This is a genomic window from Pseudomonas sp. dw_358 (assembly GCF_018449655.1).
Taxonomy (GTDB): domain Bacteria; phylum Pseudomonadota; class Gammaproteobacteria; order Pseudomonadales; family Pseudomonadaceae; genus Aquipseudomonas.
Map to the genome: position 1 here is coordinate 101,473 of NZ_JAAVUX010000007.1, position 22,097 is coordinate 123,569.

General features: G+C 61.8%; 20 protein-coding genes. 9 read left to right on the forward strand and 11 right to left on the reverse strand.

All coding sequences use genetic code 11. From position 1 onward, the window contains the following. Positions 1-8 precede the first annotated feature (8 nt). From HB675_RS12790 to HB675_RS12800, 3 genes are all read right to left on the reverse strand, one after another. Positions 9-1,727, reverse strand: coding sequence for an ATP-binding protein (locus tag HB675_RS12790; RefSeq protein WP_213878693.1), 1,719 nt, complete (start codon positions 1,725-1,727; stop codon positions 9-11). A gap of 105 nt (positions 1,728-1,832) precedes the next feature. After that, the gene (locus HB675_RS12795; RefSeq protein ID WP_213878694.1) at positions 1,833-2,690 is read right to left on the reverse strand and encodes a pirin family protein; all 858 of its coding nucleotides are present in this window, start codon (positions 2,688-2,690) and stop codon (positions 1,833-1,835) included. Positions 2,691-2,771: 81 nt separating this feature from the next. After that, positions 2,772-4,496, reverse strand: a complete 1,725-nt coding sequence (locus HB675_RS12800) for a thiamine pyrophosphate-dependent enzyme (RefSeq protein WP_213878695.1) — start codon at positions 4,494-4,496, stop codon at positions 2,772-2,774. Between the two features lie 1,107 nt (positions 4,497-5,603). Between HB675_RS12800 and HB675_RS12805 the strand changes: the two genes are divergently transcribed. After that, positions 5,604-6,161: a hypothetical protein gene (locus HB675_RS12805; protein ID WP_213878696.1), complete on the forward strand. Its 558-nt coding sequence runs from the start codon at positions 5,604-5,606 to the stop codon at positions 6,159-6,161. A gap of 82 nt (positions 6,162-6,243) precedes the next feature. Further along, complete coding sequence (locus tag HB675_RS12810; RefSeq protein ID WP_213878697.1) at positions 6,244-6,618, forward strand: hypothetical protein; 375 nt, start codon at positions 6,244-6,246, stop codon at positions 6,616-6,618. Here HB675_RS12810 and HB675_RS12815 read toward each other — a convergent pair whose 3' ends face one another. The 4 genes from HB675_RS12815 to HB675_RS12830 form a co-directional block, all read right to left on the reverse strand. Beyond that, the gene (locus tag HB675_RS12815) at positions 6,619-7,275 is read right to left on the reverse strand and encodes an ATPase (protein WP_213878698.1); all 657 of its coding nucleotides are present in this window, start codon (positions 7,273-7,275) and stop codon (positions 6,619-6,621) included. It lies immediately after the preceding gene. 90 nt (positions 7,276-7,365) lie between these two features. Continuing rightward, on the reverse strand, positions 7,366-8,712 hold the full coding sequence (locus tag HB675_RS12820) for a chloride channel protein (RefSeq protein ID WP_256737524.1): 1,347 nt from the start codon (positions 8,710-8,712) through the stop codon (positions 7,366-7,368). Positions 8,713-8,806: 94 nt separating this feature from the next. Then, positions 8,807-10,153 carry an MFS transporter gene (locus tag HB675_RS12825; protein ID WP_213878699.1) on the reverse strand — a complete coding sequence of 449 codons (1,347 nt, stop codon included), beginning with the start codon at positions 10,151-10,153 and terminating at the stop codon, positions 8,807-8,809. Positions 10,154-10,291: 138 nt separating this feature from the next. Then, positions 10,292-10,906, reverse strand: a complete 615-nt coding sequence (locus HB675_RS12830; protein ID WP_213878700.1) for a cell wall hydrolase — start codon at positions 10,904-10,906, stop codon at positions 10,292-10,294. Between the two features lie 294 nt (positions 10,907-11,200). Here HB675_RS12830 and HB675_RS12835 point away from each other — a divergent pair, with 294 nt between their 5' ends. Next, the gene (locus HB675_RS12835; RefSeq protein WP_213878701.1) at positions 11,201-13,024 is read left to right on the forward strand and encodes a monovalent cation:proton antiporter-2 (CPA2) family protein; all 1,824 of its coding nucleotides are present in this window, start codon (positions 11,201-11,203) and stop codon (positions 13,022-13,024) included. Positions 13,025-13,127: 103 nt separating this feature from the next. Continuing rightward, positions 13,128-13,793, forward strand: a complete 666-nt coding sequence (locus HB675_RS12840) for a hypothetical protein (protein ID WP_213878702.1) — start codon at positions 13,128-13,130, stop codon at positions 13,791-13,793. A gap of 38 nt (positions 13,794-13,831) precedes the next feature. On the opposite strand, the gene HB675_RS12845 is transcribed toward HB675_RS12840, so the two are convergent. The 3 genes from HB675_RS12845 to HB675_RS12855 form a co-directional block, all read right to left on the reverse strand. Next, a complete protein-coding gene (locus tag HB675_RS12845; protein ID WP_213878703.1) occupies positions 13,832-14,008 on the reverse strand; it encodes a hypothetical protein in 177 nt (58 codons plus the stop codon). Between the two features lie 179 nt (positions 14,009-14,187). Next, a complete protein-coding gene (locus HB675_RS12850; protein WP_213878704.1) occupies positions 14,188-14,877 on the reverse strand; it encodes an LrgB family protein in 690 nt (229 codons plus the stop codon). Beyond that, positions 14,874-15,350: a CidA/LrgA family protein gene (locus HB675_RS12855; RefSeq protein WP_213878705.1), complete on the reverse strand. Its 477-nt coding sequence runs from the start codon at positions 15,348-15,350 to the stop codon at positions 14,874-14,876. Before HB675_RS12855 ends, HB675_RS12850 begins: the two co-directional genes overlap by 4 nt. A gap of 114 nt (positions 15,351-15,464) precedes the next feature. Between HB675_RS12855 and HB675_RS12860 the strand changes: the two genes are divergently transcribed. Beyond that, positions 15,465-16,367: a LysR substrate-binding domain-containing protein gene (locus HB675_RS12860; protein WP_213878706.1), complete on the forward strand. Its 903-nt coding sequence runs from the start codon at positions 15,465-15,467 to the stop codon at positions 16,365-16,367. Positions 16,368-16,519: 152 nt separating this feature from the next. Next, positions 16,520-17,419 carry a lipid A hydroxylase LpxO gene (gene lpxO, locus HB675_RS12865; protein ID WP_213878707.1) on the forward strand — a complete coding sequence of 300 codons (900 nt, stop codon included), beginning with the start codon at positions 16,520-16,522 and terminating at the stop codon, positions 17,417-17,419. A gap of 366 nt (positions 17,420-17,785) precedes the next feature. Here lpxO and HB675_RS12870 read toward each other — a convergent pair whose 3' ends face one another. Then, positions 17,786-17,935, reverse strand: a complete 150-nt coding sequence (locus HB675_RS12870; RefSeq protein ID WP_213878708.1) for a hypothetical protein — start codon at positions 17,933-17,935, stop codon at positions 17,786-17,788. Positions 17,936-18,339: 404 nt separating this feature from the next. Here HB675_RS12870 and HB675_RS12875 point away from each other — a divergent pair, with 404 nt between their 5' ends. The 3 genes from HB675_RS12875 to HB675_RS12885 all read left to right on the forward strand — a co-directional run bounded on the left by HB675_RS12875 (position 18,340) and on the right by HB675_RS12885 (position 22,069). Further along, complete coding sequence (locus HB675_RS12875; RefSeq protein WP_213878709.1) at positions 18,340-19,695, forward strand: MFS transporter; 1,356 nt, start codon at positions 18,340-18,342, stop codon at positions 19,693-19,695. Between the two features lie 28 nt (positions 19,696-19,723). Then, positions 19,724-21,073: a glucarate dehydratase gene (gene gudD / locus HB675_RS12880; RefSeq protein ID WP_213878710.1), complete on the forward strand. Its 1,350-nt coding sequence runs from the start codon at positions 19,724-19,726 to the stop codon at positions 21,071-21,073. Positions 21,074-21,256: 183 nt separating this feature from the next. Next, positions 21,257-22,069 (forward strand): transporter substrate-binding domain-containing protein, encoded by an 813-nt coding sequence (locus HB675_RS12885; RefSeq protein WP_213878711.1) that lies wholly within the window; start codon positions 21,257-21,259, stop codon positions 22,067-22,069. Positions 22,070-22,097 lie beyond the last annotated feature (28 nt).

The following is a 22,097-nucleotide window of genomic DNA, read 5'->3' on the forward strand; positions in this document are numbered from 1 at the left end:
GGAAAGGTTCAGTGCCCCAGCACTTTTCTGACCATCGCCGACAAGGCCTGCGGGGCGTACGGCTTGCTCAGCAGATGGGTGTCAGAAGCGAGCTGGTGGTTATGGGAAATGATGTCGCGAGTGTGCCCCGAGGTGAACAGCACTGCAACCGGCGGCGTCTGGCGTCTGGCCCAAAGGGCCAGGTCGGCGCTCTTGACCTGACCGGGCATCACCACGTCGGTGAAGATCAGATCGACCCGCGGCTCACGCTCCAGCAACGCCAGCGCCTCGTCACCGTTGGCGGCCACCAGCACGTTGTAGCCGGCCTGTTGCAGCAATTCCACGGCGGTCAGGCGCACCCCGCTGTCATCCTCCACCACCAGCACCCGCTCGTTGGCACCGCTGGCGGCCTGTGGCAGCGCCTGCTGTTCCTGGGTTTCCGGTAATTCGCTGCGCGGGAAATACAGGTGCACGGTGGTGCCTGCATCGACTTCGCTGACCACCTCGATGTGCCCACCGCTCTGTTTCACGAAACCAAATACCATGCTCAGGCCCAGCCCGGTGCCGTGGCCATCGGGCTTGGTGGTGAAGAATGGCTCGAAGGCGTGCTCGAGCACCTCGGGGCTCATGCCACTGCCGTTGTCGCTGACCGACAGGCGCACGTAGGACCCCGCCGCCAGCTCCTTGCCTCGGCAGAAGGCTTCGTCCAACTGCACGTTGTGCCCGCTCAAACGCAGTATGCCCTCCCCCTGCATGGCATCGCGGGCATTCAAGGCCAGGTTCAGCACGGCGTTTTCCAGCTGGTTGCGGTCGACATGGATCGACCAGGACGGCTCCGGCAAGCTGACGTTCAACTGGATGGTTTCGCCCAGCGCGCGGGGCAGCAACTCGCCCAGACTGTCCTGCAGCCGGCGTACACTGTAGACCGCCGGCGACAGCGGCTGGCGCCGGGCAAACGCCAGCAGTTGCGCCGACAGCTTGGCGCCGCGGTCGACGGCGGCCATGGCCGAGTTGACCCGACGTTGCAACGCCTGATTATCGGGGTCCTGACGCGCCAACAGGTGCAGGTTGCCGGTGATCACTTGCAGCACATTGTTGAAGTCATGGGCCACGCCCCCGGTAAGGCCACCAATCGCCTCCAGCTTCTGCGACTGGCGCAGTTGCTCCTCGGCCATGGAGCGCGCCTGCACTTCGGCGCTGACGCGTTGTTCAAGGTGATGGGTCAACTCGCGAAGTGACCGCTCGGCCAGATCGCGCGACTGCTCGGCCCGTTCCCGGTCGGTGGTCTCGACCACGATGGACATGACCCCGGCAGGCCGGCCGTCTTCACCGGGCACGGGGCTGTAGTACAAATCCATCCAGACGTCTTCGGGATGGCCGCTGCGAAACAGCTCCAACTGCAGGCTGCGGTACGACAGCGTGCCGCCGGCCAGGCAGGTATCGACGACATTGCGATTGAAGGCTGCGACCTCGGGCCAGCCCAGTTCGACGGGTTGGCCCAGCAGGTAGGGATGACGGCCACCGGCGAAGCCCGAGTAGGCATCGTTGTAGAGCATGTAGCCTGGACGTCCCCAGAGCATCACCAGAGGCACCGGCGAGCCCAGCAGAAACTGCACCGACTGGCGCAACGCCGAGCTCCAGCTCGCCACTGGCCCCAACTCCGTGGCCGACCAGTCGAAGGCCAGGATGCGTGCGGCCATGTCGCCGCGCCAACCTTCGCAGTCGTGGCTATCGGATAGAAAATGCATCGCATGACTCGTGAGCAGGACAGCAGGAAGGCCATAGCGCGTTAGAAGGCCACTCCGGCAAAAAATTCCGTGTCATATAACCCATTCCACGCGGCGTCCGCAACGTCAGCCAATGCTGCCGAAACGCCCACGCTGGTAGTCGTCGATGGCCTGCATGATCTCTTCGCGGGTGTTCATCACAAACGGCCCGTGGGAGACCACCGGCTCGCCAATGGGTTGGGCATGACCGAACAGCAACACCGCCCCGCCGACCGATTCTATCCGCACGCTGTCGGCGCCCTCGGCAAACTGCAGCAGGTGATGGCGCTGGGCGGCTTCACCGTCCACTTGCAGGTCGCCGGCCACGGTGTAGAAAAACACCTGACGACCCGGCGGCGTCGGCAAATCCACCCGGCCACCGGCTTTCACAGAAACGGTCAGCAAGGTGATCCCGGTCAGGGACTGGATCGCCCCTTGCTGCTCCTCGAAACTGCCGCTGACCAGATCGACCTGCACCCGCCCTTCGTCCAGTAACACGGTGGGGATCTGCTCACGCTGCAAACCAACGTAGGCAGGGGGAACCATTTTCAAGCGAGCCGGCAGGTTGACCCACAATTGCAGAATCTCCAGGGGGCCGCCGCTGCGCTTGAAGGCTTCCGGGGACAACTCGGCATGCACAAGGCCCGCCCCTGCGGTCATCCACTGCACGCCACCGGCCTTGATGATGCTTTCGTGACCACCACTGTCCAGGTGCGACAGTTCGCCTTCGAGAATGAAGGTGACCGTCTCGAATCCGCGATGAGGATGGGGGCCGAACGGCAGGCCCTGGTTGTTTGGGCCGTAGATCTGCGGGCCGTGGTGGTTGAGGAACAGAAATGGATCGAGCTGCTCGACCTTTGGCCCCGGCACCGGCCGGCGCGTGGTGAGGTCGGCGATATCATCGCGATAAGCCGGGTGCTGATGAATGATGCGTGATCGAGCCAAGATGCTCTCCAGTCCAACGCCTGTGAAAAGCAGACAGGCAAAGCCGCCAGCATAAAGGCAAACGGCTTTGCCTCGGCAGGCTTACTTGATGAAATTGTCCACCAGCAAGTGTTTGACGTCGCCGGCCCGGCCGCCCAGCACCGCTTTGGCGGAGTAGAGCGCCATGCCGGCCACTTGACCCAACTCGACCTTGGGCGGCATCACCAGCTCTTCCGGGTTGACCTTGACGTCCAGCAGCGCCGGCCCGGGATGGGCAAGAAACGCCTGCACCGCCTCTTCAAGATCCCCGCCGTTGCTGACCTGTCTGCCGTAGAGGCCCATAGCCTGAGCGACTTCGGAAAAGTCGGGGTTGTGCAGGTCGGTGTAGTTGTCCAGCAAGCCTTCAACCTTCTGCTCGATCTGCACGAAATTCAGCGAGGCATTGTTGTACACCACCACCTTGATCGGCAGCTTCTCCTGCACGGCCGTGAGCAGATCCCCCAGCAGCATGGCCAGACCGCCGTCACCGGACAGCGAAATCACCTGGCGGCCCGGGTAGGCTTTCTGCAACCCCAAGGCTTGCGGCATGGCGTTGGCCATGGTGCCGTGGCGCAGGCTGGTCAGGGTGCGGCGGGCACCGTTGACATTGATGTGACGCAGGACCCAGACCATCGGTGAGCCACCGTCGGCGGTAAACAGCGCATCGGGAGTGGCGTGCTTATCCAGCAGGTGGGTGAGGTACTGCGGGTGGATCAACGTGCCCTCGGTGTGGCGCTGGTCGTGGGCCAGAGTCTTGAGGGTCTGCTGGCGGTGTTTCAGGCATTCCTCCAGCCAGCTCACCGTGGTCTTCTCTTCGATCAACGGCAGCAACGCTTGCAAGGTCGGCAGCACGTCGCCCACCACGCCCAGGTCGATCGGATGACGGCGACCCAAATGCGCACCTTTGCGGTCCACCTGAATGACCTTGGCGTGACTGGGATAAAACTGCTTCCAGGCAAAATCGGCGCCCAGCAACAGCAAGGTGTCGCATTCCATCATGGCGTGGTAGCCGGACTCGACCCCGAACACGCCGGTCATGCCCATGTTGTAGGGATTGTCGTACTCGACGAAGTCCTTGGCCCGGGACGTATGAGCGATGGGGGCCTTGAGCAGGCGGGCCAGTTCGATCAGTTCGTGGTGGGCGCCTTCACAGCCAAAACCGGCGTAGATCGAGACTTTCTTGCCGGCCGCCAACAGCTTCGCCACGGCTACCAGCTCTTCGGGGTTGGGCTGAGTGACCGGGCGTGGATAATGGGCACTGAAGGGCTGATCGGCCTTGGTATCCACCTCGGCGACACTGATGTCCGAGGGCAGGATGATCACCGCCACACCGCCCTCGTTCAGCGCCGTCTGCGCCGCCAACGCAGTGACGCGCCGCGCCTGACCCGGCGTATAGACCTGTTCGCAGAACACCGTGCACGGGCCGTAGATGGCCTTGAAGTCAACTTCCTGGGGGAAATCCATGCCCAACTCGCTGGTAACTACCTGGCTGGCGATCAACACCATGGGGGCGCCGTTGCGCTGGGCCTCGAACACCCCGTTGATGAAGTGCAGACCGCCCGGGCCGCACGAGCCGGCACAGGCCGTGAGGCGACCACTGATGAACGACTCGGCGCCAGCCGCAAAGGCCGCCACCTCTTCGTGACGCACATGGACCCATTGGATCTCGCTGCGGTGAATCGCGTCGGTTACATGGTTGAGCGTATCGCCGACGATGCCGTAGCAATGCCGTACCCCGGCGGCCTGCAACGTCTCGATGACAATCTCGGCAACTTTTTTGCTAGCCATTCAGGCCTCCTCGGACAGTGTGTGCACGTATGGGCTTTAGTCACGAGGCCAGCGGCGGGAGTTCAGGTGCAAAGGTGAAAGACGCTGATGCGTCAGGGGAAACATTCAAGGACGAATAACGAACGGTCGGCCTCATTGCGAGGCCGACAGTATTAGAACGCTTTCAAGCGCCGTGGCGTTTGGGGCCGTAGTGCGCAGTGGTTGCACCGGGGTCTTGAGAACAAACAAACAGAACAGCTTCTTCACGAGGGGCAGTTAAAAAGGTGGCACCACTTGATTCCATATCGCCATTATTCAGTGCGGGTCCGCTGGATGACGGATCTTGAAACGCAGTGAATAACGCATCGCGCCGAGTGGCCACGCCACCGCCAGCGCTGGGCCCCGACGGCCCGGAAGCGGACGGGTCTTGAGACGACGTAAAAGGATTCATATCTCGTTCCTGAGCGAATGAAGGGGTCGAAGGCACCGCGGATCATGTTTCAATTTCAAGAGGGTGTGACGGGCAATCCGAGTGCAAGTTCCCGTCGCTCACCTTAATTAACCTTAATCCCCCTCGGTGGGCACACGCCTGTTTTATTTCAGCAGAAAAGAGCCGCCGGTAAAGCCGCCGTAAAGCCGCTGATTTAAAACTGCCGTCGCCGTCACAGTCAAAAAGGCGACGCCAATTTAATCACGTTAAAACACACTCACCTCGGTAAATATTTTACCGGTACCCCCTTGTGCTTTAACGCGGTAACTTTAAAGTAAGCCAAGCTTCTGCAACGCAGTGGGTCCTGCCCTGTCCCGATGTCGGGAAACCCACTCTTTTATTTGTCTTATTGCAGCAGTGTCCCATGTCGCACGGCTCGAAACGGCTCACGCAGCGCGTTCAACGTGGTTTTCGTCCTGGTTTGATTCTTCTTTCGCACTTTTACCGGCGCCCCTGTTAACAGGACGCCGGTTCTGTCGTGGTGCTTGATGTGCTGTCGCCGATCGGCGGCACGGGCGTGTATTTTAAAACGTCATTGACTGTTTAACTGCGGTGCTGACGGCGCCGTTAATGAGTAGTGGGTTTCAACGCTTCATCCCGACAACACTTATATTCCGGCTTATTGAAGGAGCCTCACCATGCCACTCACTACTTACCCTTCGGCTTACCGTTCTTTGTCGCTGCTTAAACGGTGGCGCACTCAGGTGAATCGGACCCGTCTGACGCTCCTGTTCCGCGCCGGTGTATTGTTGTGCCTCGCGGCCTCGCTGCAAGCCGCTTACTATCAGTTTACCTTGCCCACCGTGACCGATATGCAGATCACCACCGGCAGCACCGAGCAGGTACGCACCCAGGACGCGCATGTTTACGCCCTGGCCGTGCGGCTTGATGACCAGTTGATCAGCCTTTCCGGGGTGTGCTCAGGGTATCGCAAAGGCGAAGCCAACCTGGAGAACGGCGAACCGGTCAAAGCCTGGGTGGCCCATGGCGAGGTCTATCAGTTGCAAAAACTGAACGGCGAGACGTATCGACCCCGCCAAACTGCCTCGCCCTGCTCTCTGTTTTCGACCATGGACACCGCCGTGGTCAGGCCAAAAATTGCCTTGGGCATCGCCGCCCTCGGTGCATTGATAGCCGTGTTCAGCCTGTGCGTTCTTGCGGGCGGACGAGTGCCCACTCGAAACAGCCCCGCCTGATTAAATAGCGCTTGCATAACCCGGACTAAACCGCCTCTACTGTCTGCCAACTATCGGTGTACGGTAGAGGAGCATGTCCGCGATGTCTGACTGGCGCCGCACGTACCTGGGCGAGGGCCCTCAGGTGTATCAGACGTTACGCGACATTCGCGCGTGGCGTTATCGACTTGACCGCGACGTGCGTGTTGAATGCGCTTATACCGTGGCATTGGAAGTGTCATCGATGCGTATCTTTGTTTATTTCCCGCCGGGCAATACCCGTTTGGCCGATGCGTTTCACGCGCCACTTTGCGAGCCACCCGAGTTTTCTCGCGTGCACCTGGCCGAGTTGTACAAAGAGCAATTCCCGCTGCGCCCCGTGGTCGGCCTCAACGGCCTGGACAAGCCCCTCTCACTGCAACCAGACGAATGGCAGGATCTGCTGGACGCCAGCGATACCCCCGCCCCGCCCGCCTGATCAATTGCTGGCCACTTCACCCGGTGCTATCAGTGCCCGCAGCGAACCGTCGAACTGTTTCAAGGCATCGAGTTGCAGCTGACGTTGCTGGTCGATCTGCGCGGCAATCTGCTCGGCGCTCCTGTCATGGACCCACACCGCAGACAATTGCTGGTCGGCCGCCCCCGCAGCGTGGCCGATGTACTGCAAATTGGCGTCATAGAACGTGGCCTCATAACGGGCCTGCACCTCAGTGTTGCGCTGAGTCACCAACTGGCTGTAGGTGTCGAGCATCACGGTGACATCCGGGTGCGCCTGCACCAGCGCATCGAGAGTGTCGTAAACCGTGACCGAAGCGAAGTTCTTCTGCAGCGAGCCCAGCAGCCGATCAATGGCCAGGCGCGGGTCCGAACTGGTGACGAAAGCCGCGCGGATGCGGCCATCCAGACGGCTGTCTTTCGCGCCCTCCAGCGCCATGCTGTGGTAGCGCTGCAGGTAGGCCAACGTGTTCACGGTGTTTTCGCTGTACAGCACACCCACCGTTTGCGAAGGCTTGAGCACTGTGTTGCTGTTGGCCACCGGTAACAGGTGGCAACTGTCCGCGCTGGTGGCCGAGGCCGTGCCAATCACAGCCACGCTCAACAGGGCCACAAGAGTGAACAGAGTAGAAAGCCTCATCGCAGGTATCCTTCGAAAACCGGTGGTATGACGCTATCTTCCTCCTTTGCTGTGGAAACAGAACTTGCGATCGGTGATGGTGACTATTGATTACAGCGATGGTGCGGATTTATCCGCGACGGGCTCCTCGCTGGCTGCCGTGCGTGCCGTTTCGGCCTTGATGAAGCCGATGGCCAACTGCTGATAAAGCTCCGGCCCCAGGCTCGCGCTGACGGCCTTGGCGATCAACGCGATGGCCATCAGGCTGATGACCATGCCATGACTGTCGATCATTTCCATGACGATGATCGCCGAGGTGATGGGCGACTGCGTCACCGCCGCGAGGAAGCCGGCCATGCACAAGGCAATGGTGGCCTGGGGAGCGAGGTGGAACAGTTCGGCGGCGTTGGAACCCATGGCCGCCCCCACCGCCAGCGCCGGGGCGAAGATCCCGCCCGGCAGCCCCGAATAATAAGTCGCCAGGGTCGCGATGAAACGGGTCAATGCGGCGTACCAGGGAATCGCCTGGCCGTGGTTGATCAGCTGCGTGGTGATGCCATAGCCGCTGCCGAAGGACAGGCCGCCGCTGGCAAATCCCGCCACGGCCACCACCAGCCCGCACAAACCGGCAAACATCACCGGCCGCCGGGCGCGCCAGGCCCATACGGGATGCTGGGCAAACCGCTGGGGCAACAGCAGCAGGCGACTGAACAGCCCGCCGGTCAAGCCACAGAACACCCCCAGGTACATCACCGGCAGAATGATCTGCACCGTCAGGTCGCTTACGTTCAGGCGACCAAAATAGTTGTAGTTACCCTGCAAGCCGATGGCGATCATCCCGGACAGTATGATCGTGCTCAGCAGCACACCGCTGGTCCGGGTTTCCAGCTTGCGGCCCAGTTCCTCGACGGCAAACGCGATGCCGGCCAAGGGCGTATTGAACGCGGCCGCAATACCCGCCGCCCCGCCGGCCAGGATCATGTCCTGGACCCGCACCACGCGCAGATTGGGCAGAAAACGGTGCGCGGCGTGCATGATCGAGGCCGCGACCTGCACCGAAGGCCCCTCGCGCCCAGCGGAAAAACCGGCCCCCAGTGCGACGGTACCCAAGCCGATCTTGGCCGCGGCAATGCGCAGAGAGACCAGGCGCTTGACTGGGCGCCCGGTGGCAACCATGCGAGTGGCGGCGATGACTTGCGGGATGCCGCTGCCCTGGCTGCCCGGGAAAAAGCGCTGGGTCAGGTACACCACCACCATGCCCAGCGTCGGTGTCAGCAGAAACGGCAGCCATGGTCGCCCTTGGGTGAGGTCGCTGAACCCGGTCAGCGCCAGGTCCGCCAGCCGCGCAAACATGACCACGCACAAACCGGCCAAGGTGGCCGCACCCCATAAGGTCACACGGGTTCGCCACCGAACGGAACCGAAGCGTCGGCGCAGCAGCATAAACCAGAATTTCATGGCAAACCTCACAGCCTCGCGGGAGCCGAAGTCTGGAGGGTGGCAGAAGGCCTGTCAAACAGCCGGACGTCTGGCCCGGCCGTTTGGCCGATGGCTAGCGGTCCAGCAAGCGCTCGGCGGCGACCGGCTTGAGCCGAGGGGTCAGCAAATGGATCACCAGAATGGCCACCAAGTACATGCTGCCAGCAACGATGAAAATCGGCTGATACGACTTGAACACTTCAAGAATGTAACCGTTGTAAGTGGTCATCAACATGCCACCGATGGCCCCCGCCGTACCGCCGATACCGATCACCGACGCCACCGCCTGTTTCGGGAACAGGTCCGACGGCAAGGTCATCAGGTTGGCCGACCAGGCCTGATGGGCAGCCGCCGCCAGACCAATGATCCCTACCACGACCCACAGGCTGGAAACGAACTGTGCGGTGACAATGGGCGTTACGGCCAGGGCGCACAGCAGCATGGTGGTCTTGCGTGAGGCGTTGGCGCTGCGGCCCTTCTTCATCTGTTTGGACGAGCCCCAGCCACCCAGTACTGATCCGACGTCGGCGAGCACGTACACGGCAATCAAGGGCGGGCCGAAAGACTTCAGGTCAAGGCCATAGGTCTTGCCGAGGAAGTCCGGCAGCCAGAACAGGTACAGCCACCAGATCGGGTCGGTGAGGAATTTGCCCGCCGCGTAGGCCCAGGTTTCGCGGAAGGTCAGCAGCTTGAACCAGGAAAATTTCGCTGGCGTGGCGTCCACCGGCAGCGACGGATCGGTGTCCGAACGGATGTAGTCCAGTTCCTCGGCGCTGACCTTGGGGTGGTTCTGCGGGCTGCGATACATCAGCAGCCAGGCCACCAGCCACAAGGCCGTGACAATACCGATGGAGATAAACGCAGCGCGCCAGCCCCAGGCCAGAGTAATGGCAGGCACCAGCAACGGCGTGACGATCGGCCCGAACGCGGTCCCGGCGTTGAAAATACCGGTGGCTTGCGCCCGCTCCTTTTGCGGAAACCATTCAGACACGGCCTTGAGGCTGGCCGGAAAGCTGCCTGACTCGCCGAACCCCAAGGCAAAACGCGCCATGGCGAACTGGGTGACGCCGTTGACCAGCCCGTGGCAGATGCTGGCGATAGTCCACAAGGTAAACGCCAAGGCATAGCCGATACGCACACCCACCTTGTCGATGACCCGGCCAAAGGTCAGAAAGCCAATGGCGTAAGCGCACTGGAACCAGAACACGACACTGGCGTAGTCCGTCTCCGACCATTTCAGGTCAGCGGTCAGGGTCGGCTTGAGGATGCCGATCATCTGGCGGTCGATGTAGTTGATGCCGATCGCCACAAACAGCAAGGCGCAGATGGTCCAGCGATAACGACTGGTAAGGGTTCTTTGTTGGGGAAGGGACTGAGGCGCTGCCTGGGCTTTGGGCGCAGGACCGATGTCTGCTGTCATGCTGGGCGTTCCTTTTATTGTTTTTATTGAACCGGTATTTTTATTGAACCGACAAACCCATTCGAAAGCGGGCGATGGATTTATCAGACATCGTATGACGTGCTTTTGAGGGTGTCAATTCGACCTAGGTGTCAACCGTCAGTCGCCTTTGACTTTATAAAAGATGAATTTATCGGTCTCCGCTGTCCTGATGTACGCCTTGCCCCAGCCCGGCGTCACGTGCCGATCATGGAAGAACACTGCACCGCCGGTGCTGTCCTTGAGCTGTTGATTCAGCGCCTTGCGCGCGATCTCCTTCGCGACGCTGTAGCGGTCCTCCTCCTGGACCTGGTCCGAGCGGCCATCGCACCACCAGGAAAACTGGCAGGCCTTCTTCTCGGCGCCTTGCTTGACCACCCCGCAGACGGTGTCGGAAAACCCTTCATGACCCAGGCGGTTGACCACCACATCGGCCACTGCTTCCATATCGGCCGGCCCACCGCCCTTGGCTTCCCAATAGATCGTCCGCGACAGGCACGTGATCGCATCGTCCACGGACTCCTTGCCCACCGGGTCCACCGCCTGGACCTCGGCGGGCGTAATGGCCTCGGACGTGGGCGCAGGTTTGGGCGTTTCCTTCGCGGCAACTTTCTGCTCCAGGACCTCGGCCTTGTCCACGGCCACGGTCGCTGCAGCAGGCCGGTCTTCGGCAATCGCCCTGCAAGCGCCGCCCAGGGCAGTCAGCAAACACAACATGAGAGAGATGACGCGCATGGCTTGACCTGCTGGTTGAGGATGGATAATCGACTGCATGGCGGCAGAATGGCTCTGCACGACCCACAAAATAAGGGCAGGCTTTAAAGTTCCATTTATTCAGCGAGTTGTGCACTTTTGCTGTGGAACGGCCTGTGGATAACCTCTGCAAAAGCCCGTTGTGCCCCGTGCCAACGGACCTGTGGCGCCGCTGATCACTTTGTGTTCGATTATTAGCACATGAAGGCTAGCTGCCAGCATCTTTGCCGGTTAAAACCGTACAATGGCACTTTTGCCATGCCTAAGGACTGTGTCATGCCCCAAGATGGAAACCTGTTACAAGCCGCCGTCGTATTTCTGTTCGCGGCTGTACTCACCGTTCCGCTGGCCAAACGCCTGCAATTGGGGTCGGTACTGGGTTACCTGTTCGCCGGGGTGCTGATCGGCCCGCAAGTGCTGGGTCTGATCGGCAACCCCCAAAGCGTTGCGCATATTTCCGAACTGGGCGTGGTGCTGCTGCTGTTCATCATCGGCCTCGAACTGTCGCCGCGCCGGCTGTGGGTCATGCGCAAATCGGTGTTCGGCGTCGGCTTGGCCCAGGTGCTGTTGACCGGGCTGGTGATCGGCACCATCGCCCTGCTCGGCTTTGGCCAGCCACTGCCCAGCGCGGTGGTACTGGGCCTGGGGCTGGCGCTGTCGTCCACCGCCTTCGGCCTGCAGAGCCTGGCCGAACGCAAGCAACTGAATGCCCCGCACGGTCGCCTGGCCTTTGCCATTCTGCTGTTCCAGGACATCGCCGCGATTCCGTTGATTGCGTTGGTGCCCTTGCTGGCCGGAGGTGGCGATTCGGCAGCGTCAGGCGATGGCTTGAGCCACGGCCTGCGGGTACTGGGCAGCATCGCGGTGGTGGTGATCGGTGGTCGCTACCTGTTGCGGCCGGTGTTTCGCGTGGTGGCCCGCAGCGGCCTGCCCGAAGTGTCGACGGCCACGGCGCTGCTGGTGGTGATCGGCACTGCCTGGCTGATGGACCTGGCCGGCGTGTCCATGGCCTTGGGCGCCTTCCTCGCCGGCCTGCTGCTGGCCGATTCGGAATACCGCCATGAACTTGAATCGCAGATCGAACCCTTCAAGGGCCTGCTGCTGGGCCTGTTCTTCATCAGTGTGGGCATGGGCGCCAACCTGTCGCTGCTGTTTGCCGACCCGGTGGCAGTGCTGGGTCTGATGTTGCTGCTGGTGGCCATCAAGCTGCCTCTGCTGATGCTGATAGGGCGCCTGGCCGGTGGTCTGGATCGGGTGAGCGCGGTGCGCCTGGGGGTGGTGTTGGCCGCGGGCGGCGAGTTCGCCTTCGTGGTATTCAAGATCGGCCGCGACCAGGGGCTGTTCGACGCCCGCCTGTACGACACCCTGTTGCTGACCATCACCCTGTCCATGGCGGTGACGCCGCTGCTGCTGTTGGCGTGCGCCCGCTGGGTCCGCTCGCGGCCAAAGCCGGCCAAGGAAATTCCCGAACACCTGCGCGCCATCGAGAGCGATGCTCCGCGGGTGGTGATCGCCGGCATGGGCCGCATGGGCCAGATCGTCGCGCGAATCCTGCGGGCACAGAACATTTCCTTTGTCGCCCTGGACACCTCGGTGGACAGCATCGAGCTGATCCGCAGCTTCGGCGACGTGCCGGTGTTTTATGGTGACCCCCTGCGCCCGGAAATCCTCGCGGCGGCCAAGACGGGCGATGCCGAATACTTCGTCATTGCCACGGACGACCCGGACGTCTCCACCCGCACCGCCGAGCTGGTCAGTCGCCTCTATCCACACCTGAAAATCATCGCCCGCGCGCGCAATCGCCAGCATGTCCATCAGTTGCTCGATCTGGGCGCCCAGGCGGTGCGGGAAACCTATTACTCAAGCCTGGAAATCAGCCGCCGCACCCTGGTTGGCCTGGGCCTGTCCAACGCCCAGGCCGACGCTCGCATCCGCCGCTTCAAGACCCACGACGAACAAGTCCTGGCGGCCCAGCACCTGGTCTATGACGACGACGCCAAGGTCCTGCAGACGGCTCAGGAAGCCAGGGCCGAACTGACCCGCCTGTTCGAGTCCGACAGCCTGGAGGAGCAGAAAGCGGCGAAGGCCAAGGCCATGTAATGGCCACGACATTGCGCCCGGCCCGATGTGTCCTACCCTGTTGTGAGTGTTTCCCCGGTCGCGCCCGCCGGGCCAGATCTCGCCTTCCGAGGAGCATTTCCAGATGCAGCCATCCGGACAGACCATCATCGGCCAACGCAGCTTCATCGCCCAGGGCGTAGCCGTGCAGGCCTTCGCTGCCGCTACCGGCGAGCCGCTGGGCCCCACGTTCGGCGCCAGCACGCTGGAGGACGTCAAACAGGCCTGCACCCTGGAAGAGCAGGCCTTTGACCCGTTTCGCAGCCTGCCCGGCACGTCGACAGGTCAGCCCATGCTGTTTCGCACGACCTTCGCCCAGTTCAGCGCCCAACCCCGCCTGGCAGAAGAAAACTTCGGCCCCAGCGCCTTGCTGGTGGTGTGTGACAGCCTTGAGCAACTGCATACCGCCTTGGCCAGCCTCGAAGGCCAATTGACCACTACCTTGCACACCGGGCCTGGCGACGAAGCCACAGTGCGTGCCTTGCTGCCAAGAATGGAGCGCAAGTGCGGACGGATCCTGTTCAACGATTTTCCTACCGGTGTGGAAGTCTGCAACGCCATGGTCCACGGCGGCCCGTTCCCGGCCACGTCTGACAACCGCAGTACCTCGGTGGGAACCGACGCCATCGAACGTTTTTTGCGGCCGGTCTGCTATCAGAATGTGCCGGAGGAGTTTTTGCCACCTGCACTGCATAGGGCCAACCCTCACGGCATCTGGCGCCTGGTCAACGGGACGCCGAGCCAGGAGTAGCCTTGAGGGTGGCGACGCGTGCCAGGCCAGGTTTGAACCTACGGGTTGAAAGGCGGGTACTGCGGGTCATCCACCCCGCTGTCCGGTTCCACGTCCGGCTCGCCCTCCGGTACCTTGGCCGGGTGAGACGGATCGTGTTGCGGATCTTTCAAGTCAGGTGAATCTTCGTCAAGACCGGCATCGCCAGGACCTGGAATATCAGTGATCGAGAGCATGGCAACCTCTTTATCATTGCCCGGGATATCCAGGCACTGATCGTTCGACTGTCGTACCGATAATGAGTGCCCTGAATCGACTCATTGGCCGCTGGGTGGCCGCGCAGTGCCAGGTTGACCTGGCCCCCCATCTGATGCAAACGCGCGCTGACCGTGTCGGTGCGCCTGCAACGAACCGATCAGCCCAACAACCGCGCAATCAGCGGCGACAACACCACCATCAACACCCCACTGAAAATCATGGTCAGACTCGCCACCGCACCCTCTTCCGGGCCCAGGGTGCGAGCGATGGTCAGGCCAAACCCGTGGGCCGCGCTGCCGAACGGCGCGCCACGAGCCATGCGCGTGCGCAACGGCATCAACATGAGGATTGCCTCCCCCAGCACGATGCCGAACAACCCGGTGATGATCACGAACACCCCCGTCAACTGCGCGGTGCCGCCCAGGTGCGCGGTGGCTTCCAGAGCGAATGGCGTCGACACCGAGCGCGACAGCAGGCTGCGCGCGCTGCTGCTGTCGATGTGCAGCAACCGGGTCAGGCCCAGGGTGGTCAGGATCGACACCGCGATGCCCACCAGGCTGCCGGCACACAGTGCCAGCCAGTATTTGCGGATCAGCCGGCGGCTTTGGTAGATCGGCAAGGCGAAGGACACCGTCGCCGGGCCCAGCAGCCACACCAGCCAGTGGGTGTCCTGGAAATACACCGTGTAGGAAGTGGCCGTCAGTTCCACCAGCGCGATCAGCAGCAGGGAGGTGGAAATCGCCGGAATCAGCCACACCCGCTTGTGCCGGCGGTAGAGCGCCTGGTTGCCGTAGAAGAGCCCGATGGTCACCGCCAGGCAGATCAATGCAATGATCGAGTTGCTCATCGGATGCGCGCCAACTGATGCGCGCGACGCCGCTGCAGGTGGCGGCGCAAGGTGCGTTTGCGGGTCAAGGCGCAGACCCACTCCACCGTCAGTGCGGTGGCCAGCATCACCGAGATGAAGCCGATGCCGATGGCCAGGAACAGCTTGAGGCCTTCACTCTGGATCAACGAGGTGTATTGGACAATCGACACCACCAGCGGAATGAAATACAGCAGCATGTTGGCCAGCAGCCACTCGGCACCTTTTTCGATCAGCGGCGGCTTGACCAGGCCACTGAGCAGCAAGGCCACCAACACCAGCAGACCCAGCACCCCACCCGAGACGGGTAGATGCAACAGGGCCGCCACGCGGTCGGCAACGAACCAGACGCCAGTCAACAGGACCATCTGGCCGAGGACGCGCGCCCAATCGATCAAGGTGGCGCGCGCGGCGGGCTGACGACCGAGCGCAATGACAGGGGCTTGGGAAGACATGATCGAGGTTCCGTAATGCATATTAGCCTGAGCAGGCCGACTGATTTTAGCGATTTGACTTGCAAAGAGATAATGAATTAGTTTTATCAAAATCATGCATAAATGGAATGGACCGTGGATATTCGGGCGCTGCGCTACTTCGTCGAAGTGGTCAACCAGCAAGGTTTTACCAAGGCCGCAGCGCGGTTGCACCTGACCCAGCCCACGGTGAGCAAGATGGTCCAGCAACTGGAGCAGACCTTGGGCGTCACCTTGCTGGCCCGCGAAGGCAAACGCTTTACTGTGACCGACGCCGGCGACATCGTGCTGCAGCGGGCCCGGGAAATACTGGCCCTGCACGACCGCATGCAGGTCGAAGTACAAGACTTGCAGCGAGTCGAGCGCGGCGCTCTGCGCATGGGCCTGTCGCCCGCTACGCACTCCATTCTCGCTCCGGTGTTTGCGGCCTATCACGCCAGCTACCCGAAGATCGAACTCAAGCTCTTCGAGACCGGCAGCAATGCCACCATCGGCGACATGCGCGACGGCACCGTCGAACTGGGCACCTTGCTGGACTTCCCCCGGGTGGCGGACATCTGGCACGAGTTCGAGGCGCTGCCGTTGTTCGAATCCCCGTTGTGCCTGCTGGCCCCCAGCGACTCGCCGTGGCAAGGCCGGCAGAGCCTGGCCCTGAAGGAACTGGCCGACAGCGACTTCATTTTCTATGGCGACACCTTTGCCCTCAATGACTTGGTGCTGGATGCCTGCGCCGAGGCCGGCTTCGTGCCGCGCATCAGTGGACGCAGCGGGCAGTGGGATTTCACCGCGTCACTGGTCCGGCTGGGGGTGGGTATCGCCCTGCTGCCACGGATGTTCTGCGAGACGCTGGATGCACGGCACTTCACCCTGGTGGATATCCAGGACCCGGCGCTGACGTGGAAACTGGTGCTGGCCTGGCGCCGCCATGGCCAATTGTCGTTTGCCGCCCAAGCCTGGTTGAAGTTGGCCAAGGGGTTGCTTACAGCGGGCCAACGTTAAAGGTTGCTCAAGATGAAACTAGGGCGGTGAACTTGGCACACGGCTTTCCCTGAAGAGTCATTCAGTTATAATCGACAGCGATTTCCTGAACGCACGTGACACATCCACAACGGCCAGGTGCCGCCTATTCGATCCACATTGAACGACCCGTCATGAAATTCATTATTCTCGCCGTGTTTGTCTGCTCCATTGCCGTTGTGCACTTTCGTGGGCGCGTGCGACATAAGATCACACGCCAACTGAGTGATCACTCCAGTTTCCTCGCCCCGATCAATGCCTTCCTTTATCTGTTTTCCAGACTGCCGGCCCGGCCTTATCTTGATACCCGTGACTTTCCGGAACTGGCGCCCCTGCAACAGCACTGGCAAGAGATCCGCGAAGAAGGTGTGCGCCTGATGGAAATGGGCGAGATCAAGAAGTCCAGCGGGCATGACGACGTCGGTTTCAACTCCTTCTTCAAGACCGGCTGGAAACGCTTCTACCTCAAGTGGTACGGCGCCAGCCATCCGTCTGCCGCCGAGCTGTGCCCGCGCACCACTGAGCTGCTGGCCGGTATCGGCTCGGTCAAGGCCGCGATGTTCGCCGCCCTGCCCCCGGGTTCGCGGCTGGTTCGCCATCGTGATCCGTACGCTGGCTCGTACCGTTACCACCTGGGCCTGGACACCCCGAATGATCCAGGGTGTTATATCAACGTGGACGGCGGCGACTACCACTGGCGTGACGGCGAACCGGTGATGTTCGATGAAACCTATATCCATTACGCCGAAAACAAGACCGAACAGAACCGCATCATCCTGTTCTGCGACATCGAGCGACCCCTCAAATACCGCTGGGCGAGCGCGTTCAATCGCTGGTTCAGCCTCAATGTGATGGCGGCCGCCGCCGCGCCCAACAGCGAAGGTGACCAGGTGGGTGGTATCAACCGCCTGTTTGGCCGCGTCTATAAAGTTCGCGAACGTGGCAAGGCGCTAAAGAAGCGTAATCGCCTGCGTTACTATGGCGAGAAATGGGCAGTGGTCGCCATGTTGATAGTGGCGTTCATCTATATCTAAGTCATCAATGGCACTGATAGACACGCCCAAGTTGCTGTTCAATTCACCGTGTATTTCAAGTTCCGAGATAACGCCTTCCGGATCAAAAGGCCCCTCCCGTGGGCAGTATGTACGACGTTTTGTTGCGATACCCTGTTGCAGGTTGATGCCCTGCTGTGATCGCCCCGGCTGGCGGGGGGGCTGCTGTTGTTCATGCGCAGGCTCATTGCCGTCAATCAGACGCGAGGCTCAGCGGCGGGTGTCACGACTCAAGCGAAGCAACAGCGCCTCCATCAAGCCTTGTTCGCCAGCGGACCACCGCCCGTTCCTCGCTGCCCCGCAAGCGCCCGGCGATGGCGATAGCGTGGATACGCTGCCTGATGGAACTCAAGACTCCGGCGTGTTCTTGCGGCTGTGAGACACCACGTAAAAAACCACCGCACCCACCACCAGGGTGACGCCGACGATGCTGATAAAAGCTTTCATGCTCGGTGACAGCTGACCAATCACCGGAAACCAACTCGACAACGCTTGCATAATCCCTCCAGGCTTTTGAATCGCAAAATGGCTGACATCATACGCTATGCAGGCGCTGAAGATTCGCGGGGCTGCCCTTCGGCGCGTGGGCACGATCGGTACGCATCGACGAGGTCGGGGTCGGTGTCAGTGCTGTTGGCCGGGCTGATGCTGCCCCTTGTGGCCCACGTGCCGGGGCGAACTGTCTTGCACCGGCGGCACCGCCAACATGTCTGACAAGTATGCCGAAAAACGAAATCCACATCCCTCTCGCCATGGTAGTTTTGCGCGGTAAAGCTCAATGATGCCCGCAAATTCGACTAAAAATCCGCGCGCGACCTATTGTCGCACCCATCAATCAACTTGTATGATGTCTGCCAACACGACCGCATCCAATCATAATGACACGCGACGTAGGCCCCATCATGACAGCTTCCCCCCCTGTATCTGTCCCATCTGGCGACCCAACGCTGGCGCGCGCCATAACCAAGGTCAAACGTCACGTCTTGCCGCTGTTCGTCATCATGTTCATCGTCAATTATATCGACCGCGTCAACATCGGCTTCGTCCGCGCGCACATGGAGCATGACCTGGGCATCGGCGCGGCCGCCTATGGTTTCGGGGCCGGGCTATTCTTCATCGGTTACGCGCTGTTCGAAGTGCCGTCGAACATCCTCCTGCAGAAGGTCGGCGCGCGGCTGTGGTTGACGCGGATCATGTTCACCTGGGGCATCACTGCCACGCTGATGGCCTTTATCCAGACCGAAACCCACTTCTATGTCCTGCGGTTTTTGCTGGGCGTGGCCGAAGCCGGCTTCTTCCCCGGGGTCATCTACTACTTCACCCGCTGGTTGCCGAGTACTGAACGGGGCAAGGCGATCGCGATCTTCCTCAGCGGCTCGGCGCTGGCGTCGTTGATATCCGGCCCGTTGTCCGGCGCCTTGCTGCAGATCAACGGCCTGGGCATGCACGGCTGGCAGTGGATGTACATCATCGAAGGCCTGGCGTCGGTGCTGCTGTGCTTTTTTACCTGGTTCTGGCTGGACTCCCGGCCCCATGAGGCAAAATGGCTGAGCCGCGAGGAGCAGGACGCCCTGGTCGGTGAAATCGATCGCGAACAGCGTGAGCGCGATGCCGTGAACACGGTCAAGCCGAGCCTGGGGCGCTTGCTCAAGGATCGTCAGATCATGCTGTTCTGCGCCTTGTACTTCTGTATCCAGTTGACCATCTACGCCGCCACCTTCTGGCTGCCCAGCATCATCAAGCAGATGGGCGACCTGTCGGACCTTCAAGTGGGCTTCTATAACTCCATTCCCTGGCTGATCTCGATCATCGCCATGTACGCCTTTGCCGCCCTGTCCAGCACATTCAAGTTCCAGCAGGCCTGGGTGGCCGGCGCCCTGCTGATCGCCGCGCTGGGGATGTTCCTCTCCACCACGGGCGGACCGATCTTCGCCTTCGTGGCCATCTGCTTCGCCGCCATCGGTTTCAAGTCGGCTTCGTCGTTGTTCTGGCCCATGCCGCAGGGCTACCTGGACGCGCGGATCGCGGCAGCAGTGATCGCCTTGATCAACTCCATCGGCAACCTCGGCGGTTTTGTCGCCCCGGCCACCTTCGGCTTTCTGGAGCAGTCCACCGGCTCCATTCAGGGCGGCTTGTATGGATTGGCCGCGACCTCCGTCATTGCGGCAGTCCTGGTGTTCTTTGCCCGCACATCGCCAAAGCCTGGCGCTGCAGTCACTCACGCCATTGCAGCGGCAACCTTGGGCAAGCCGCACTGATCTCACACTGAATTGAAGAGGCAATCACATGAACAGCGAACAACTGCACTACGCCGCCAAAGCCCCGGTCATCACCAGCCTGCAAGTGATCCCGGTCGCCGGCCATGACAGCATGCTGCTCAATCTCAGCGGTGCCCATGGCCCGTTCTTCACCCGCAACATCGTCATTCTCAAGGACAGCGCTGGCAACACCGGGGTCGGCGAAGTGCCGGGCGGCGAGCGCATTCGCGAAACCCTGGAAGACGCACGCAGCCTGGTGGTCGATCAGTCCATCGGCAAATACCAGAGCATCCTCAATGCCATGCGCACCCGCTTCGCCGCCCGTGACTCGGCGGGTCGCGGCCTGCAGACCTTCGACCTGCGCATTACCATCCATGCCGTGACCGCCGTGGAAGCTGCCTTGCTCGACCTGTTGGGCCAGCATCTGAACGTCCCGGTGGCCGCCCTGCTCGGCGAAGGCCAACAGCGCGACGCGGTGAAGATGCTCGGCTACCTGTTCTACGTCGGCGACCGCCAAGAAACGGACCTGGCCTACCGCAGCGAAGCCGAGGGCGATGACTGGACTCGCCTGCGCCACGAGAAAGCGCTGACCCCCGAGGCTGTGGTGCGTCTGGCCGAAGCGGCCAAGGCCCGCTACGGCTTCAACGACTTCAAGCTCAAGGGCGGCGTACTGCGCGGCGGCGAAGAAATTGAAGCGGTCACCGCCCTGGCCGAACGCTTCCCCGATGCGCGCATCACCCTGGACCCGAACGGCGCCTGGTCGCTGAAGGAAGCCATCGCGCTGTGCCGCGACCAGCACAAGGTGCTGGCCTACGCCGAAGACCCCTGCGGCGCCGAGAACGGCTACTCCGGGCGCGAAGTGATGGCCGAGTTCCGCCGGGCCACCGGCCTGCCCACGGCGACCAACATGATTGCCACCGACTGGCGGGAAATGGGCCACGCCATCCAGTTGCAATCGGTGGACATCCCGCTGGCCGACCCACATTTCTGGACCCTGCAAGGCTCGGTGCGGGTTGCGCAGATGTGCAACGACTGGGGACTGACCTGGGGTTCGCACTCCAACAACCACTTCGACATTTCCCTGGCCATGTTTACCCAGGTGGCGGCGGCCGCGCCGGGCGACATCACCGCCATCGACACTCACTGGATCTGGCAGGACGGCCAGCGTTTGACCCGCGAGCCGCTAAAAATCGAAGGCGGCTTCGTCAAGGTCCCCACCCGGGCCGGCCTGGGGGTGGAGATCGACATGGACGCCGTGGCCAAGGCGCATGAGCTGTACAAGGGCATGGGCCTGGGCGCGAGGGATGACAGCGCGGCGATGCAGTTCCTGATTCCCGGCTGGAAGTTCGATAACAAGAAGCCGTGCCTGGTGCGTTGAACCTGTGGCGGCGAAGCCCACGATGAGGCCGGTGCACATTGCGCGTCCCGCCATTCGTGCGTTTCGCGCGCCTGTAAAGCAATGATGGCATTGCAGTAGCGCCGAGGGCGCATCCACCCGGCTTTTCTACTATGCTGGACAGACTTGGCGTTAGCCTGCCGCTGTACCTGTCGAGTTGCCCTCATGCGTGATCGTTCCAAATGGCCCCGTCGTGCAGGCCCGAAAAAACACATAACGCTGGCCTGCGCGATATCCACGGTGCTGTTATCGGCCGTGGCCTGTGCCTCGTCCCGGCCAACCCTGGACCTCTATTTGCTCGACGCCCCGCCCCTGACTTTGCTCGGCCAGGACGGTCGCTATGGCATCGTCGGTGACGCCACCTTCAAGGCTGCGGCCATGGCCGGCTACGATCTGCACCTGGTATCGCTGCCCTGGGCGCGCGCGCAACGCACCGTGGCGGCAGGCGAGGACCAGTTGATCATTCCGCTGTCACGCACCCCGGACCGCGAAGACCGCTACACCTGGGTGGCACCCATCATGACCATGGATCGTGCCTTCTTCAGCCTCGACAAGCGCGTCGACAGCTTCGAGGAGGCCCGTCGCACCTACCACCGCATTGCCGTGGGCATGGGCAGCGCCCAGGAAATCAAGCTGCGCGAAGAGGGCTTCAGCAACGAGCAGATCTACCCCCTCAAAATCGGCGAAAACCCGGCGCAGATGCTACTGCTCGGTCGCGTCGACGCCTGGTTCAACGGCGTGCCCGAGTCCCGGCATATCTGGGGCGAAGTTTCTCGGCGTACCCTGCTGATGAGCCCGGCGCTGATGACCGCCGATCTGTACCTGGCTTGTTCCCGGCGCTGCGCCGAGCCAATGGTCAGCCGGTTGCGGGCGGCATTGGAGGCCTTGCGCGCCAACGGCACTCTGGAGCAGATCGTCGAAGACTACTCCCGCGAACCGCCCAGCCTGGATTCCCCCGCCCGCCCCGTGTCGAAATAGCCCGGCCCGCGACGAGCAACTGGACGGC

What these genes read in the sequence shown, in the direction of transcription:
- HB675_RS12885 (WP_213878711.1), top strand. Translation starts at nt 21,257, where the DNA reads ATGCGTGATCGTTCCAAATGGCCCCGTCGTGCAGGCCCGAAAAAACAC.
- HB675_RS12800 (WP_213878695.1), bottom strand. Translation starts at nt 4,496, where the DNA reads ATGGCTAGCAAAAAAGTTGCCGAGATTGTCATCGAGACGTTGCAGGCC.
- HB675_RS12820 (WP_256737524.1), bottom strand. Translation starts at nt 8,712, where the DNA reads ATGAAATTCTGGTTTATGCTGCTGCGCCGACGCTTCGGTTCCGTTCGG.
- HB675_RS12825 (WP_213878699.1), bottom strand. Translation starts at nt 10,153, where the DNA reads ATGACAGCAGACATCGGTCCTGCGCCCAAAGCCCAGGCAGCGCCTCAG.
- HB675_RS12790 (WP_213878693.1), bottom strand. Translation starts at nt 1,727, where the DNA reads ATGCATTTTCTATCCGATAGCCACGACTGCGAAGGTTGGCGCGGCGAC.
- gudD (WP_213878710.1), top strand. Translation starts at nt 19,724, where the DNA reads ATGAACAGCGAACAACTGCACTACGCCGCCAAAGCCCCGGTCATCACC.
- HB675_RS12805 (WP_213878696.1), top strand. Translation starts at nt 5,604, where the DNA reads ATGCCACTCACTACTTACCCTTCGGCTTACCGTTCTTTGTCGCTGCTT.
- HB675_RS12845 (WP_213878703.1), bottom strand. Translation starts at nt 14,008, where the DNA reads ATGCTCTCGATCACTGATATTCCAGGTCCTGGCGATGCCGGTCTTGAC.
- HB675_RS12815 (WP_213878698.1), bottom strand. Translation starts at nt 7,275, where the DNA reads ATGAGGCTTTCTACTCTGTTCACTCTTGTGGCCCTGTTGAGCGTGGCT.
- HB675_RS12830 (WP_213878700.1), bottom strand. Translation starts at nt 10,906, where the DNA reads ATGCGCGTCATCTCTCTCATGTTGTGTTTGCTGACTGCCCTGGGCGGC.
- HB675_RS12875 (WP_213878709.1), top strand. Translation starts at nt 18,340, where the DNA reads ATGACAGCTTCCCCCCCTGTATCTGTCCCATCTGGCGACCCAACGCTG.
- HB675_RS12855 (WP_213878705.1), bottom strand. Translation starts at nt 15,350, where the DNA reads ATGTCTTCCCAAGCCCCTGTCATTGCGCTCGGTCGTCAGCCCGCCGCG.
- lpxO (WP_213878707.1), top strand. Translation starts at nt 16,520, where the DNA reads ATGAAATTCATTATTCTCGCCGTGTTTGTCTGCTCCATTGCCGTTGTG.
- HB675_RS12810 (WP_213878697.1), top strand. Translation starts at nt 6,244, where the DNA reads ATGTCTGACTGGCGCCGCACGTACCTGGGCGAGGGCCCTCAGGTGTAT.
- HB675_RS12835 (WP_213878701.1), top strand. Translation starts at nt 11,201, where the DNA reads ATGCCCCAAGATGGAAACCTGTTACAAGCCGCCGTCGTATTTCTGTTC.
- HB675_RS12840 (WP_213878702.1), top strand. Translation starts at nt 13,128, where the DNA reads ATGCAGCCATCCGGACAGACCATCATCGGCCAACGCAGCTTCATCGCC.
- HB675_RS12870 (WP_213878708.1), bottom strand. Translation starts at nt 17,935, where the DNA reads ATGCAAGCGTTGTCGAGTTGGTTTCCGGTGATTGGTCAGCTGTCACCG.
- HB675_RS12850 (WP_213878704.1), bottom strand. Translation starts at nt 14,877, where the DNA reads ATGAGCAACTCGATCATTGCATTGATCTGCCTGGCGGTGACCATCGGG.